12 protein-coding genes are annotated in these 16,258 nt (G+C 41.7%); 8 read left to right on the top strand and 4 right to left on the bottom strand.

The features are described from left to right. Positions 1 to 73: 73 nt before the first annotated feature. Positions 74 to 1,663, bottom strand: a complete 1,590-nt coding sequence (prfC, locus tag C9J42_RS13320) for a peptide chain release factor 3 (RefSeq protein ID WP_107207295.1) — start codon at positions 1,661 to 1,663, stop codon at positions 74 to 76. Positions 1,664 to 1,879: 216 nt separating this feature from the next. Between prfC and C9J42_RS13315 the strand changes: the two genes are divergently transcribed. The 6 genes from C9J42_RS13315 (at position 1,880) to deoD (ending at position 9,207) form a co-directional block, all read left to right on the top strand. Then, the gene (locus C9J42_RS13315) at positions 1,880 to 2,662 is read left to right on the top strand and encodes a TatD family hydrolase (RefSeq protein ID WP_107260488.1); all 783 of its coding nucleotides are present in this window, start codon (positions 1,880 to 1,882) and stop codon (positions 2,660 to 2,662) included. 221 nt (positions 2,663 to 2,883) lie between these two features. Continuing rightward, positions 2,884 to 4,173 carry a NupC/NupG family nucleoside CNT transporter gene (locus C9J42_RS13310; RefSeq protein WP_107207297.1) on the top strand — a complete coding sequence of 430 codons (1,290 nt, stop codon included), beginning with the start codon at positions 2,884 to 2,886 and terminating at the stop codon, positions 4,171 to 4,173. Between the two features lie 588 nt (positions 4,174 to 4,761). Beyond that, positions 4,762 to 5,538, top strand: a complete 777-nt coding sequence (deoC, locus tag C9J42_RS13305) for a deoxyribose-phosphate aldolase (protein ID WP_107207298.1) — start codon at positions 4,762 to 4,764, stop codon at positions 5,536 to 5,538. Positions 5,539 to 5,749: 211 nt separating this feature from the next. Then, positions 5,750 to 7,081, top strand: a complete 1,332-nt coding sequence (gene deoA, locus C9J42_RS13300) for a thymidine phosphorylase (RefSeq protein WP_107246723.1) — start codon at positions 5,750 to 5,752, stop codon at positions 7,079 to 7,081. 10 nt (positions 7,082 to 7,091) lie between these two features. Beyond that, positions 7,092 to 8,312 (top strand): phosphopentomutase, encoded by a 1,221-nt coding sequence (locus C9J42_RS13295; protein WP_107246722.1) that lies wholly within the window; start codon positions 7,092 to 7,094, stop codon positions 8,310 to 8,312. 172 nt (positions 8,313 to 8,484) lie between these two features. Then, complete coding sequence (gene deoD, locus C9J42_RS13290) at positions 8,485 to 9,207, top strand: purine-nucleoside phosphorylase (RefSeq protein ID WP_107207301.1); 723 nt, start codon at positions 8,485 to 8,487, stop codon at positions 9,205 to 9,207. A 90-nt stretch (positions 9,208 to 9,297) separates the two neighbouring features. Here the strand turns inward: deoD and C9J42_RS13285 are convergent, their stop codons facing one another. After that, complete coding sequence (locus C9J42_RS13285) at positions 9,298 to 9,912, bottom strand: YtjB family periplasmic protein (protein WP_107290864.1); 615 nt, start codon at positions 9,910 to 9,912, stop codon at positions 9,298 to 9,300. A gap of 333 nt (positions 9,913 to 10,245) precedes the next feature. Here C9J42_RS13285 and serB point away from each other — a divergent pair, with 333 nt between their 5' ends. Then, on the top strand, positions 10,246 to 11,211 hold the full coding sequence (gene serB, locus C9J42_RS13280) for a phosphoserine phosphatase (RefSeq protein ID WP_107302071.1): 966 nt from the start codon (positions 10,246 to 10,248) through the stop codon (positions 11,209 to 11,211). Positions 11,212 to 11,301: 90 nt separating this feature from the next. Here serB and C9J42_RS13275 read toward each other — a convergent pair whose 3' ends face one another. Further along, entirely contained in the window at positions 11,302 to 13,653 is a 2,352-nt protein-coding gene (locus tag C9J42_RS13275; RefSeq protein WP_107287472.1) for a PilZ domain-containing protein, read from the bottom strand. Positions 13,654 to 13,800: 147 nt separating this feature from the next. Here C9J42_RS13275 and radA point away from each other — a divergent pair, with 147 nt between their 5' ends. After that, positions 13,801 to 15,195 (top strand): DNA repair protein RadA, encoded by a 1,395-nt coding sequence (gene radA, locus C9J42_RS13270; protein ID WP_005369493.1) that lies wholly within the window; start codon positions 13,801 to 13,803, stop codon positions 15,193 to 15,195. 66 nt (positions 15,196 to 15,261) lie between these two features. On the opposite strand, the gene C9J42_RS13265 is transcribed toward radA, so the two are convergent. Further along, positions 15,262 to 16,245, bottom strand: coding sequence for a M23 family metallopeptidase (locus C9J42_RS13265; RefSeq protein WP_107287471.1), 984 nt, complete (start codon positions 16,243 to 16,245; stop codon positions 15,262 to 15,264). Positions 16,246 to 16,258 lie beyond the last annotated feature (13 nt).

Below are 16,258 nucleotides of genomic sequence, written 5' to 3'. Positions count from 1 at the left end.
CCAATAATCAGTGAGTAAGTGATATAAAAAAGCCGAGCGTGATGCTCGGCTTTGTTCTATCTAGCTGAGGTGATTAGTGCTCACGAGTTGCACGGAAATCAACTTCAGGGAAACGCTCTTTTGCAAGGTTTAAGTTAACCATCGTTGGGGCGATATAAGAGAGATTATCGCCACCATCTAGAGCAAGGTTAGATTGGTTCTTACGCTTAAACTCTTCGAGTTTTTTCACGTCATTACACTCAACCCAACGCGCAGTTGCTACATTAACGCCTTCATAGATTGCTTCAACGTTATATTCCGCTTTAAGACGGGCAACAACCACATCAAACTGAAGTACACCAACCGCACCAACGATCAAATCGTTGTTTTGCAGTGGGCGGAATACCTGTACCGCACCTTCTTCTGAAAGCTGTACCAGACCTTTTAATAGCTGCTTTTGCTTTAGTGGATCTTTAAGACGAATACGACGGAATAATTCTGGTGCGAAGTTAGGAATACCTGCGAACTTCAGGCTTTCACCTTGAGTGAAGGTATCACCAATTTGAATCGTACCGTGGTTATGTAGGCCGATAATATCACCAGCATAAGCCGTTTCTGCGCGAGAACGATCACCTGCCATAAATGTTACCGCATCAGAAATACTTACATTTTTGCCAGTACGAACATGGTTCATCTTCATACCTTGGGTGTAAGTACCCGATACAATACGCATAAAGGCAATACGGTCACGGTGTTTAGGATCCATGTTTGCTTGGATCTTAAATACGAAGCCAGAAAACTTCTCTTCTGTTGCTTCAACTTCACGCTCATTCGCTTGGCGAGAAAGTGGTGCAGGTGCCCATGCCGTTAAGCCATCAAGCATGTGATCAACACCAAAGTTACCCAGTGCGGTACCGAAAAATACTGGTGTTAGTTCACCAGCTAAAAATAGCTCTTCATCAAATTCATTTGATGCGCCCATTACAAGCTCTAGCTCTTCACGAAGTTGTTCCGCAAGCTCTGTACCAACAGCTTCATCAAGATCAGAATTTTCCAATCCTTTAATGATGCGTTGCTCTTGAATTGTGTGGCCTTGACCTGTGCTGTATAAGATCGTTTCATCACGGTGGATATGGTAAACACCTTTGAATTCTTTACCACAACCGATAGGCCATGAAATAGGGGCACAAGCCATACCTAATTCATTTTCTACTTCATCAAGAAGCTCCATTGGATCACGAATATCACGGTCCAATTTGTTCATGAAAGTAACAATCGGTGTATCACGTAGACGCGTCACTTCCATTAACTTACGAGTACGATCCTCGACACCTTTTGCCGCATCGATAACCATTAAACATGAGTCAACAGCGGTTAGGGTACGGTAAGTATCTTCAGAGAAGTCTTCGTGTCCTGGAGTATCAAGAAGGTTTACTAGGCACTCGTTATATGGGAACTGCATTACAGATGTAGTTACCGAGATACCACGTTCTTTTTCCATCTCCATCCAGTCTGATTTGGCGTGTTGGTTTGAACCACGGCCTTTTACTGTACCGGCTTTTTGGATAGCGTTTCCGAATAACAGTACTTTTTCAGTAATGGTGGTCTTACCCGCATCGGGGTGAGAGATGATAGCGAAAGTACGACGTTTTGATACTTCGCCCTGAAACTGAGTTTGCGACATTAGCGTGTTCTTTTTTAATAAAAGTACTCCGTTGCTGCCGTATTACATCAAGCAAAGCAACAGAACAGAATGAATGGAGTGAGTTACTGCTTATTGTCGCTGATTTTAGCGCGAGACTCAATCTAGGTGTATAAGAATCATTAAGGGTAGTTAGAAATAATATTAAGATTATATTGAATCATCACTATTTACGTATTAGTTACTACAGGAATATTTATGATAGATACCCACTGCCATTTTGATTTCCCCCCCTTTAATGATGACCCAAAGCGAGCATTGGCATTGGCGCAAGAGGGAGGGGTGAACCAGATAGTGATCCCAACGGTAGGGCAATCGAATTGGGCTAAAGTACAGCTGTTATGTCAGCGCTATCCCGCACTTTATTACGGTTTAGGTATTCATCCTTTCTTTAGTGCTGAGCATACGAGTGATGTTTGTCAGCGTTTACATTTTGAGTTGAAGGAAGCACTTCAACAACCATATTCAAAATGTGTTGCCGTAGGTGAATGTGGATTAGATTTTGCCATTGAAACCCTTGATAGAGAATTACAACAAACATGGTTACAAGCACAATTACAGTTAGCGAATATCTATCGACTGCCAATTATTTTGCATTGCCGCAAAGCCTTTCCTGAATTAGTGCGAGCCATAAGAGCAGATACGCCATCTCAAGGTGGGGTCTATCATGGGTTTAGTGGCAGTTATCAGCAAGCAGTTCAATTAATAGATCTAGGCTTAAAAATTGGTGTTGGCGGTACTATCACCTATGAGCGTGCGAAAAAAACGCGAGAGACTATCGCGAAATTACCTCTCTCTGAGATTGTGTTAGAAACCGATGCGCCAGATATGCCCGTCTGTGGTTTCCAAGGTCAGCCGAACAGACCGGAAAGAATCGCTTATGTAATGAATACTGTTGCGTCTCTTAAAGGGATAAGTATCGAGTCTGTCACTGAAGCGACAACCTTAACGGCACATGAACTTTTCAAAATCCCATCGTGATCTTGGTGCAAAAGGTAAACGATTGCGTAAAACGTTTGCGTTTCATGGGTGAACTTTTTGTGATGGTGTTCACGTATCGATTAACTCTTTCATGATTGTGGCATCAAAATTGTGAACTTAGCATTACTTTGTCCGCGCATCGATGGGTATAATGCGCCCGACTCTTAATAGAGCCGAATTGTCGAGACGCCAAACTTAACTTAATAGGATATACATAAACCATGAGCATGTTTATGAGCCTGGTTGGGATGGTTGTACTGCTACTTATTGCGGTACTACTATCAGACAACCGTAAAGCAATTAATCTACGTACTGTTGGAGGCGCGTTCGCTATCCAATTTTTATTAGGTGCATTCGTTCTTTATGTACCAGTTGGTCGTGATGTGCTATATGGCATGTCTCAGGCAGTTGCTAATGTTATTGCTTATGGTAATGACGGTATCAATTTCCTATTTGGCGGTCTAACATCGGACAAAATGTTTGAAGTGTTCGGTGGTGGCGGCTTCGTATTCGCACTACGCGTTCTTCCTGTTATTGTTTTCTTTTCCGCGTTGATCAGTGTTCTTTACTACCTAGGTGTGATGCAAATTGTTATCAACATCCTTGGTGGTGGTCTACGTAAAGTATTGGGTACTTCTCACGCTGAATCTATGTCAGCGACAGCAAACATTTTTGTTGGTCAAACAGAAGCGCCACTAGTTGTTCGTCCATTCATTCCTAAAATGACTCAGTCTGAGCTATTTGCAGTAATGTGTGGTGGTTTGGCGTCAGTTGCTGGTGGTGTACTTGCAGGTTACGCATCAATGGGTGTTCCTCTAGAGTACCTAATTGCAGCATCATTCATGGCAGCCCCTGGTGGTTTATTGTTTGCTAAAATCATCAAGCCAGAAACAGAGCAGCCTGTAGAGCAGATTGCCGGTGTCGACGAAGAAGGCGTTGAAAAACCAGCTAACGTTATTGACGCAGCAGCGGCAGGTGCATCATCAGGTATGCAGCTTGCGCTAAACGTAGGTGCGATGCTACTAGCATTCATCGGTCTAATCGCACTAATCAACGGTATGCTAGGTGGCATTGGTGGTTGGTTTGGTATGCCTCAGCTGACACTAGAACTTATCCTAGGTTACATTTTCGCACCACTTGCGTACCTAATTGGTGTGCCATGGGGTGAAGCACAAGTGGCGGGTTCATTCATTGGTCAGAAGATTGTTGTTAACGAATTCGTGGCTTACTTAAACTTTGCACCGTACTTAAAAGACGTGGCAGATGGCGGTATGGTTGTAGCACAAACAGGTGTTGCAATGACTGAGAAGACGAAAGCTATCATCTCATTCGCACTATGTGGTTTCGCAAACCTATCATCGGTTGCAATCCTACTTGGTGGTCTAGGTGGCCTTGCTCCAAGTCGCCGTGCAGAGATTGCTCGCTTTGGTATGAAGGCAGTAGCAGCAGGTACATTATCTAACCTAATGTCTGCAACGATTGCTGGTCTGTTTATCTCTTTAGCAATGTAATTGCAGAGATAACTGAATAAAGAAGAACGCCTCAATGAAAATTGGGGCGTTTTTTTATGCCTGATACTTTTGGTTATCAACAGGAAAAGTAAACATTATGGCTATTGTTCTAAATTAACTTCATAAAATCGATTGCGTTCCCTTTTCTTATATTCCACTCTGCTATTCTTATGCTAAAGATTATAAGTGTGTTGAGACAGGTAGTATCAGACTCAGCAGTAAATAGTGACGTCAGAAGTGCTCATTAACTGTTTCTGATTCTCTATTTTAGTAAACACATTATCCACTGGTGGAAACATAAGTTTGATAGGCTTAAGACGGCGGTCTTGCTATTATTGAGCCTAACAAATACAGCGATTTGTAAGAGCAGGCGAGTTGTTCGGCTCTTGCGCGGGAATAGGGATAAGTCATTTGGTAAGTATTCACTTACTAAAACTTCAAGGAATCAAGTCCGCTCATTTGTTGCAGTAGTTCTTACTGCATTCGGTAGCCTAATGAATAATCATTAGCGCTTTACCTTCGTTTATACTGATATTTAGAGCCTTATAGCTAAGCGCTTTAAATGTAATATTACGACTGGAGATAGTCATGAGCGATTTAAAAACTGCTGCACTACGTGCACTTAAATTAATGGATTTAACAACACTGAATGACGACGACACTGACGCAAAAGTGATCGAGCTTTGTAAGAATGCAAAAACAGTGGTTGGTAATACTGCAGCAGTGTGTATTTACCCTCGCTTTATCCCAGTAGCGAAAAAGCAACTACGTGAGCAAGGTACGCCAGATGTACGTATTGCAACGGTAACGAACTTCCCACATGGTAATGATGATATCGAGATTGCTGTTGCAGAAACCAAAGCGGCAGTGGCTTACGGTGCTGACGAAGTAGACGTAGTATTCCCATACCGCGCACTTATGGCGGGTAATGCAGAGGTTGGCTTTGAACTTGTGAAGCAATGTAAAGCGGCATGTGGTGATAACGTACTGCTTAAAGTCATTATCGAAACGGGTGAGCTAAAAACTGAAGCGCTAATTAAGCAAGCATCTGAAATCTCAATTAAAGCTGGTGCTGATTTTATTAAAACCTCAACCGGTAAAGTGCCTGTTAATGCAACACCAGAATACGCACAAATCATGCTTAACGTGATCAAAGATATGGGCGTTGCTAAAACTGTTGGCTTTAAGCCTGCTGGTGGTGTTCGTACTGCTGAAGATGCACAGCAATACCTAGCAATGGCTGATGATATTCTTGGTGCAGAGTGGGCTGATAGCCGTCACTACCGTTTTGGTGCATCGAGCTTACTTGCTAATTTGTTACACACACTAGGTGAAGGTGAAGAAGCGGCGCAAGGCGGCTACTAATCCTTTGTAAACAAGGTGGTGATGTGCCACCTTGTTTTAACTCTTTGTCGGCATTATAAATGCCGTACTAATTCTTGAATTGGCTTTTTCCAGCACTGCATTTTCGCGGTTGTTGCCTTTTTTGCACCTAAAATTTAGAAATAAAGCAAAATAAAACACAATTTAAGCATTGGTGACCCTACTTCGCTGAATTAAAAGTAAGAGGAACAGCATGTACTTACCTCAAGAAATCATTCGTAAAAAGCGTGACAATATTGAATTAAGCGCCGATGAAATTAACTTTTTCATTCAAGGTGTAGCGAAAGACACCGTCTCTGAAGGCCAAATCGCCGCATTTGCAATGGCGATTTATTTTAATGATATGACGATGGATGAGCGCGTTGCCTTAACTTGTGCGATGCGTGATTCAGGCATGGTGATTGATTGGGGATACATGCACTTTGATGGTCCTATTGTTGATAAGCACTCAACTGGCGGTGTCGGTGATGTTACTTCACTGATGCTAGGTGCAATGGTGGCAGCATGTGGTGGTTATGTACCGATGATCTCTGGTCGTGGCTTAGGTCATACGGGGGGGACATTAGATAAGTTAGAAGCTATCCCTGGTTATAACATCACACCAACCAATGACGTTTTCGGTAAAGTAACCAAAGAAGCCGGTGTGGCAATTATTGGTCAGACCGGTGATTTAGCACCAGCGGATAAACGTGTGTACGCAACTCGTGATGTAACCGCGACGGTTGATAATATCTCACTTATTACCGCTTCTATTTTATCGAAGAAATTGGCGGCGGGCTTAGATTACCTCGTCATGGATGTGAAAGTAGGCTCTGGTGCTTTCATGCCAACGTACCAAGCCTCTGAAGAGCTTGCGAAATCAATTGTAGCAGTGGCAAATGGTGCGGGTACATGTACATCTGCATTGCTAACCGACATGAACCAAGTATTAGCATCAAGCGCGGGTAACGCAGTTGAAGTGCGTGAAGCGGTCCAGTTTCTAACTGGTGAATACCGTAACTCTCGTTTGTTTGAAGTCACCATGGCACTGTGTGCTGAAATGTTAGTGATCAGTAAATTAGCAGCTGATACCCAACAAGCGCGTGTAAAACTACAGGCCGTATTAGACAACGGTCAAGCCGCTGAGCGGTTTGGTAAAATGGTAGCAGGCTTAGGTGGCCCTACTGATTTTATCGAGAATTATGACAACTATTTAGAGAAAACTGAGATTGTAAAACCAGTATTTGCTGAAACAACAGGTTTTGCTCATGCTATGGATACGCGTGGCTTAGGTATGGCGGTTGTTGGTATGGGCGGTGGTCGTCGTGTTGCTAGCGATAATATTGACTATGCGGTTGGTTTTAGCGACATGATCCGTTTAGGTGATGAAGTTTACGCTGATACCCCTCTTGCAATGGTACATGCTCGTACTGAAGCGCAATGGGAAGAAGCAGCGAAAGCGATTCGCAGTAATATTACGGTGAATGAGAACAAACCTGAAGCGACACCTGAAGTTTACCGACGTATCACCAAACAAGATGTGTAATGGAGTAACGATGAAACGTTCAATTATTTTAGTGCTAGATTCTTTTGGTATTGGTGCCTCTGCAGACGCTGATAAATTTGGTGATGTAGGTGCAAATACCTTAGGCCATATAGCACAGGCGTGTGCGCGTGGCGAAGCCAATAATGGCGATCGCAACGGTCCATTACACTTACCTAATTTAACTAAACTTGGTTTAGCGAAAGCGTGTGAAGAATCATGCGGTAGCTTCCCTGAAGGCATGGATCCAAATTCCGAGATCACTGGTGCTTATGGCCATGCGCAAGAACTTTCTTCTGGTAAGGACACACCGTCTGGTCACTGGGAAATTGCCGGTGTACCCGTATTGTTTGAATGGGGTTACTTTAGCGATAAAGAAAACAGTTTTCCTAAAGAACTGACCGATCGTATTCTTGCTCGTGCAGGTTTAGATAGTTTCTTAGGTAACTGCCATGCATCAGGTACACAAGTGCTTGATGATTTGGGTGAAGAGCACATGAAGACAGGGATGCCTATCTTCTATACGTCTGCTGACTCAGTATTCCAAATTGCGTGTCATGAAGAAACATTCGGTTTAGAGCGTTTATTAGAGCTTTGCCAAATTGCGCGTGAAGAGCTAGAAGATTACAACATTGGTCGTGTTATCGCGCGTCCATTTATCGGTGCGGGTAAAGGTCAATTTGAGCGTACAGGGAATCGCCGTGACTTGTCGCTTGAGCCGCCAGCAGCAACGATCTTGCAAAAGCTTGTTGATGAAAAACAAGGTGAAGTGGTATCGATTGGTAAAATTTCTGATATCTATGCCGGCTGTGGTATTTCAAGCAAAGTAAAAGCGACAGGTATTCCTGCTTTATTTGATGCAACACTTGAACAAATGAAACAAGCGGGTGACAACACTATTATATTTACCAACTTTGTTGATTTTGATTCAGCCTACGGTCACCGTCGTAATGTTGCGGGTTATGCGGCTGCGCTTGAGTATTTCGATCGCCGTCTTCCTGAGATTTTAGCGTTACTTCAAGGTGACGATGTACTGATCATTACCGCCGATCATGGTTGTGATCCAACATGGCCTGGTACTGATCATACACGTGAGCATATTCCTGTACTTGTTTCAGGACCTAAGATTAAGCCGGGCTCATTAGGTTTACGTGAAAGCTTTGCTGATATTGGTCAGAGCCTAGCTGAGTACTTCGGTACAACAGATATGGAATACGGTAAGTCGTTTCTATAACTAAAATTTAAAATAAGGGTAAATCTTATTTACCCTTATTTATTCTTTAAAAGACATGATTGTTCAGCATTTTCCACTTTATAATGTCGGGCAATCACAGCATGTTTAGCTAAACGTTAGTGATTAATTTTCAACACTGACAGCTAACTAAAATTAGGAAAAGGATACAACTATGGCTACTCCACATATTAATGCTGAAATGGGTGATTTTGCAGATGTCGTTTTAATGCCGGGCGATCCGCTACGTGCTAAATACATCGCTGAAACTTTCCTAGATGATGCAAAAGAAGTATGTAACGTACGTAGTATGTTAGGCTTCACGGGCACATACAAAGGTCGCACGATCTCAGTTATGGGCCATGGTATGGGTATTCCATCATGTTCTATCTACGCAACAGAATTAATTAAAGATTTTGGTGTGAAGAAAATCATTCGTGTGGGTAGTTGTGGTGCTGTACGTGATGACGTTAAGTTACGTGATGTTGTTATCGGTATGGGCGCATCAACAGATTCTAAAGTAAACCGTATTCGTTTTGGCGGTCATGACTTTGCAGCGATTGCTGATTTCGGCATGGTACAAAATGCGGTAGATGCAGCAAAAGCGAAAGGTATCCCAGTTAAAGTGGGTAATATCTTCTCTGCTGATCTGTTCTACAATCCTGATTTTGAATTCTTCAAAACAATGGATAAGTACGGCATCGTTGGTGTTGAGATGGAAGCGGCTGGTATCTATGGTGTTGCAGCTGAGTTTGGTGCTAAAGCATTAACTATCTGTACTGTTTCTGATCACATCCTACGTGGCGAAGCAACAACATCGGAAGAGCGTCAATTAACATTCAACGAGATGATTGAAATCGCGTTAGATTCTGTGATCCTAGGTGATGCAGAAGCATAATCTTTACTGATTGCGCACAAAAAAACGGAAACAGCGAGCTGTTTCCGTTTTTTTTATCTTGTTAATTTGCCTGCGATTAACAAACCGTATTTAGTCTTTCGCGTTTGCGGTAAGAAAAAACGGAAAGTGCCAAATATCCTTTCTGCGACCGAAGGTAAAAGCAAGCAACACCCCAATCATCAATGAAGCCAGTGTTAAGCCTCGAATAATACGGGTCATATAATGAATTTGGTCTTTGGCATTGGCTAACAATTTATTGTGCTCAAGCGTAATACGAACAAAACCAATCACATGCTTATTAGCAAAAATAGGCTCAACAATTTGCTGGCGACCAATGCTGGCCATCGCAAGCGGTGTTGATAGCCCTGTCAGTTGTGTCAATGGCATTGAGTTATCAGTTTTCGCCAAGGTCACACCTTCAATATTGTAGATAGTGGCGTCCAAAATTAATGGCTCATCGGATAAGTTATTCACCAATTTTTGTAATTTATCTTGGTTATTATCCGTAATATCACTGGCTGCATTTTCTGCTGCTTGTCGTACTAACATACGTGATAATGTTTGAGTTTGCTCACTTAGCATTTGGTAGTTACGCTGGGTTAAGAGCGCGCTGTATTCCAGCATTCCAATTAATACTAAGCCACATAATAGGAGAACAGAAAGCCGTCCTAGATGTTGCCAGCGTTTCTTTTTCCACTTTATCATCGAGTTAACCTTTGCTGTGTTCTGATGGTATTTTACACGATAATAGAGTCGTTAAGAATATTCCTGTTTATTTGATTTATTAGTAATAAAAACAGATGGTTAAATGTCCGTTCTGATATTTAGTCATAAATAATTACTCTTTTTATTGTATTTATTTAAGATAAATAAGTGAAAATTAACTATGTTTCATTACAGTTTAGTAACATTTTTGGGTTGCTCTTCACTATCAGTATCGGTAGTTTGTAAAGAAGTAGCGACAAATTGCACCATTATTACGATATTGCCATTTAAATCATCGTAATATAGCAATAAGTTACTTTTAGGATAAATAATATGGATATTGAGTACGTGCTGAAAATAAAAAAACACCCCACGCTGTATAAACGTTTCCCACAATTATTAACGGTAACCAATGGTGATAAACGCCAAGCGCAATGGTTATTTTATGGGAAAAATATTAGCCATTATGATGTTGAATTATTAAATAGTGCAGTACACGGTGATCTTCAATTGCTGGCTGGCTGGAAAGTGGGATCTTATGATGTTTTCACGATCGCTAATGATCTTACTGAGCAAGCAGAGCAAATACTGGCTGAATTACAGTTAGATTACTTCCAACTTTCCGATCTTCCTGAATTAGCGGAGCCAGGTTTAGTTGTTTTTGATATGGACTCTACCGCGATTCAAATTGAATGTATTGATGAAATCGCTAAGTTAGCTGGTGTGGGAGAGCAAGTCGCTGAAGTGACAGAGCGAGCGATGCAAGGTGAACTCGATTTTGAGCAGAGTTTACGTCAACGTGTTGGTACACTCGAAGGTGCCGATGAAGCGATATTGGCTCAAGTAAAAGAAAACTTACCCTTTATGCCTGAGATGCGTGAAGTAGTGGCAACATTGCATGCCTATGGGTGGAAAGTCGCGATTGCGTCTGGTGGCTTTACTTATTTCTCTGATTATTTACAGCAAGAGTTAAACTTAGTTGGGGCGTTCTCAAATCAATTAGAAATCGTTGATGGTAAATTAACGGGGAATGTTCTTGGTGATGTGGTGGATGCGCAAGCAAAAGCGAATATCTTGCAAAGTCTTGCTGAGCAATATGATATCGAACCACATAATACGGTCGCTGTAGGTGATGGAGCAAATGATCTGGTGATGATGAAAGCGGCAGGTTTAGGGATTGCTTATCACGCGAAACCGAAAGTTGAACAACAAGCACCTGCCGTGATCCGCCACGCTGATCTCGGTGGTATTTTATGTATCTTATCAGCATCGCTCGTACCGCAACGACTAAGCTGGTAAGCCATTTAGAAATAGATAAAAAGCCGTTGATTGTCTCTATTTATTATAGAAACGATCAACGGCTTTTTTAATGGCTAAAGAAAAGCGTTATTAGCTGATCTCTAATCGAACTAACACTTCATCTGTTATATCAAAGATTTCGCCGCAACCGATCAAAGAAATAAATTCGGCTTCTAAAGCTCGTGCTCGATGGAGAGTTAAACGCGCTAATTCACTCAGTTTTTCACCAATTAATGCTGTTAAAGGATTAAAAATAGGTAAGGCGGTGACACGAATAGCGATAAAGCTACCGCTTTTTCGTGCAAATGAGATAAAGCGAATACGCTCTTCGACGCTTTCAAACTCATAGCTAGCTTTAACTGCTATCTTTTTTACCTTGCCATCAATTTGCTCAAAAGCGATATAGAGTTCATGGACATAAGGTTCACGTATATTCTCGATAGGACGCATTGGATAAGCTAACATTTCATTTACTCGACGCTTAAACAGTAAGCCAAGTTCAAAATGTTTTTGCTCGCCCAGCTGATAAAAAATATCAGCGAGTGGCGACAGTGGAAAGTTTGATCCAACAGCTTTGACTTTTATTTTGTGATCTATCTTTTCGGCAAAATAAGGAATGCTATTTAAACGGGTTAATAGCATTTGGTGCATAGCAAGTAACATAGCAGGCGAGGGAAGTTGCTCCTCACAAAGAGCGAACCTTTCTTCATTATTTTGAATAAGTTTACGTAAAAACTTTTCACCGATGCGTGATTCTTGACTATCTCGTATCGTAAGTTGGATATTTTTTCCGTTAGGGCTAGTCCGAATCACTTGATAGGGCATACGGGCTAAGATGTCGAGTTTAGCCAAGCGCTGTAGTTGCTCAAATTTAATCGTAACGTGATCATCTTTTTTACAGCGAAATGGCGTATCAAGATTAATATTGAGTCCACGGCTCGAAAAGTCGATAGAGTGGCCATGGCTAATTAATTGCCCTTGTTGATATAACGAGATCGTTGTTTTATAGCTAAAACGAGATTCACTGCGTTGAGGTTTTGGATCAAAATGGATCGCTTCAGCCAAACAAACCGGATTTTTAGGATGTCTAAATGGGTTGATCGCTTGGCTGGATAACGTTGATTTCTGCGTTAAATGATAATCTGATTGGGTATTTTTATGGGTGATATCTTGCAGAACCCCAACATGGGTGAGATCTTGGAATTTCTCAATCATTTCAGGGGCAACATCATTGAGCTTCTCAAGCTCTTGTTGACGTAAAGGGGAAACCGTCAACCGCATCACTCGCCAACTATCACGGTGCGAGCCTAATTGCCAAAAAATACGGCGTTGTTCTTGGTCCATTTCAGGTAAAGCGGCAGAATAAAAATAACGGTGGCCTTGATGATCGTGATGGAAGCAATAAATTAAGGTGCTAGATTGCTTTAGCCCTTTATGTCCAAGTGAAGCAATACGCTGCTCTGATAATAATTGATTGATCACGGGCTGATTACGTTCATCGTGCCAGTATTGCCATAAATAACGGTTGTGATCGGTCAGTAAAGCGTATTTAAGCTCAGTATCAGAGAAAAAGAGAGGCAGCCCGACGGTATGTTTAAGAAAGCAATGTTCATAGCCTTGGGTACGCGCCTGAATAATTTTATCTTCATGATTATTTCGATGGCGGAGTATGCCTTTATTTTGACTAGCGATGATCAGCTTTTTTAACGCTTCATTTTCACTTAGCGCAATGAGACGTAGCCATTTAAAGCTAGCGTCTTCAGGGTTATCATCAATGCCTAATACCCGATAGCGATGAGGTTGCTCTAAAAGAGGCTCATTGTGTATTTCTGCCAATTGTGGGAAGTAAGCATCAATAGTCTGTCCTAACCGATAGCTAAAGGCCGAAGGGACTTTAAATTTCGCTCCTGATGAAGAAAGATCCGTTGTCATTCCCCAGATCTGTTGATTAAAAGGAATGCTGATAGTTACGGGGGTGCTAATTTGCAGTCGGTTTTCTTCTCGATGGAGATAATGACCAAAACGGATCAAATTAGCGGTAAATAACTCTGTGGTTACTTTTTTCTCCGTCGATGTTGCACGCTCACCTTGTTGATGTAATTCTCTAAAATTATTATGCGTGTTCACCAAGGCCTCATAGAGACCAACGCAATATTGATTATTGAAGACCTTACTACGGCGGTGAAGAATATTAATAGCAACATCATCAAGCCAATGGGTTTGACCATTAAAAGTATAAGAGCGGCATTGACCTTTTACACGACCACGTAAATCAATGATTTTTTTGCACGGGGCCATTAACCGATTAATTTCCATTTTGATACGGAGTTTGATCGGCCCTGATTCATTACTGGTTAAACTATCAAAAACTTGGTGGAAATCTTCACTTCCATAAGCAGGTAGTAGTTGCTCTATGAGTGCTTTGTAATCGTCCAACTGCATTTTATTTTCTGTTAAAAGATTCACTGATAGTATTATCTGCTAATGGTGATAAAAGTTTAATGTAAAGTAACAAAAATTCACATTTAAGTTGAGGTTTACATTGAATAATATTGGTTTATTCGATGGATTAGACATTTAGGGTAAAGAATGGCAAAAGCAGCAAAACGAGCATATGTTTGTAGTGATTGTGGGATGGACTTTGCTCGTTGGCAAGGTCAGTGCTCTGGATGTAAATCGTGGAATACGATCACTGAATTTACGATCCCTAACACCAAGTCTGGCTTAACCAGTAGCTCGGCACGTTCAAGTATTGGCGGCTATGCGGGTGTTGTGGGGGGCGGTTCTAAAAAACTCAATGAAGTTGAAACCGTTGAAGCTGAAAAAATGCTAACGGGCATTGGCGAGCTTGATCGTGTGTTATGCGGTGGTTTAACGACGGGATCAGTGAATATTATTTCTGGTGATCCAGGGGCGGGTAAAACAACGCTATTGTCAGATCTGGTTTCTCGGATGTCACAGCTGATGCCATCACTTTACTGTACAGCAGAAGAATCTCTGTCGCAGTTTAAGAACCGTGTAAACCGACTTAAGTTAAATTGCAATGAAGATAATTTATATCTGATGGCGGAAACCAGTGTTGAAGCGATCATCGCAGAGCTTGAAGTTAAGCAAATCAAGTTTGCGGTGATTGACTCCATTCAGGCGGTATCAACAGAGCTTGCCAATGGTAGTCCGGGTTCGCCATCGCAAGTAAAGGCGGCAGCGCAAGCATTAACGCAGTACTGTAAACAAAATAATGTGACGATGTTTTTGATCGCACATGTGAATAAAAACAATGAAATTGCCGGTCCTCAGACCCTTGTTCACATTGTCGATTCTCTGCTGCACATTGATACCAATGATGGGCAGGTACGTACATTGCGTGCCAATAAAAACCGTTTTGGTGATGTTGATACGGTAGGTATTTTCCGTATGACAGAGCGCGGTATGCTCAGTGTTGATAATCCAAGTGAGATCTTTTTATCTGGCTCAACAACAGAATCTTCAGGCTCTGCCATTACCTGTATTCGAAAAGGTAACCGTAACCTATTGTTAGAGATCCAGTGTTTAACCACTGAAACTGAAGGTGAGTTTCCACAGCGTGTTTGTGTGGGGTTGAATATGAACCGGATAAAGATGCTAACGGGGATCTTACGTAAACATGCGAAGACCAAGATTTATCACGATACTTTTTTCAATATTGTTGGCGGCTTGAAAATTGACGAGTCGGAAACCTGTATTGATTTGGCGCTGGTGGCGGCGTTGTTAAGTAGTCTGAATGAATTTGTGGTGCCGCGTACTACGTGCATTATGGGAGAGCTCAGTCTTAACGGTGATGTGCGCCCAATTGATAGCGGTGTACCTCGGGTAAAAGAAGCAGCGCAGCATGGTTTTACCGAAATTTTTATCCCTTACCGTAATTACCATAAATCGATGGAAGGCTTAGGGGCGAAGATCACGCCTGTCAAAACCATTCATGAGCTGTTAGATCTGATCAATTAATGAAATGCGAGAGGTGTTTCTTTTGAATAAAGAACCGTGCCTCTCGTTTTTCGTTATCGCTCACCGTTAAGGTGTGTTGGTTTGTTTGGGATTTGATTTCGGCTGATTAACGGTTTGAAATGTTGCTTCATGATTTTTAGAAGCAAGCTGTATCTGCATCTCAACCATACTACCCACCGTGTTGAGTAAGGATGCCCATTGCACATTGGGTTCTTTTTTAAAGATCGTGTTGAAGTTTTTAATATCCCAATTGACGAAGGGACGTGGATTTAACGGTTTTCCTAAAAAGTGGATCTCATAATGGAGATGAGGGCCTGTGGAAAGACCTGAATTTCCTGTCCAGCCAATCAATTCCCCTTTATTCACAAATTGTCCTGCTTTGACATTAAATTTGCTCATATGGGAGTAAGTCGATACAAATCCCATGGCGTGATTTAAGATCAGTTGATTACCATAACCATGTTTGCTGCTCTTCGCTTTTTCTATTACCGCATCGGCTGGGGCATAAATAGGCGTCCCGCTTTTTGCCGCAAAGTCTAAACCATCATGCCTTTTTCGTTGTTTAGTTATAGGGTGCACACGGGTACCAAACCCTGATGTTAATTGTACATTTGGAGTGGGTTCACCATTAGGAATAAGCTGAAACAGGGTAGCTTTTACCGCCGAATTGATCGCAGCGGTATTAACGCGTTTTTGAAGATCAAGATCTTTATTTTTTTCACCTAATCCCAGCACACTCTCCATATCATCAATACGTTGATTAAGTATTGTTAAGGCTTGTTTTTTTTGCTCTATTGTCGCGTTCAACGTTCTATTTAATGCGGTTTCTTCAGATAATGATGCACTGAGCTCTAAGGCTTGTTTTTGTAGTTTAGAGACTTGCTGGTGGGAGCTTTGGGCTGAGGTATAAAGCTCAAATATGGCATGTGTACTGTAGGTAAGCGCGCCACAAAGCAGAAAAAGGGCCCCATAACGAAAACTATTAATCAGTAATGCTTTTTTATTACTTTTATGTAGTTGGGTAGCAAGCGATTTTATATTAAATATCATGAAAGAAGACACA

Source organism: Photobacterium sp. GB-56 (genome assembly GCF_003026105.1).
In the GTDB taxonomy this organism is placed as follows: Bacteria; Pseudomonadota; Gammaproteobacteria; order Enterobacterales; family Vibrionaceae; genus Photobacterium.
The sequence above is the reverse complement of the archived record's forward strand: the minus strand, read 5'-3'. Positions and strand labels throughout refer to the sequence as shown.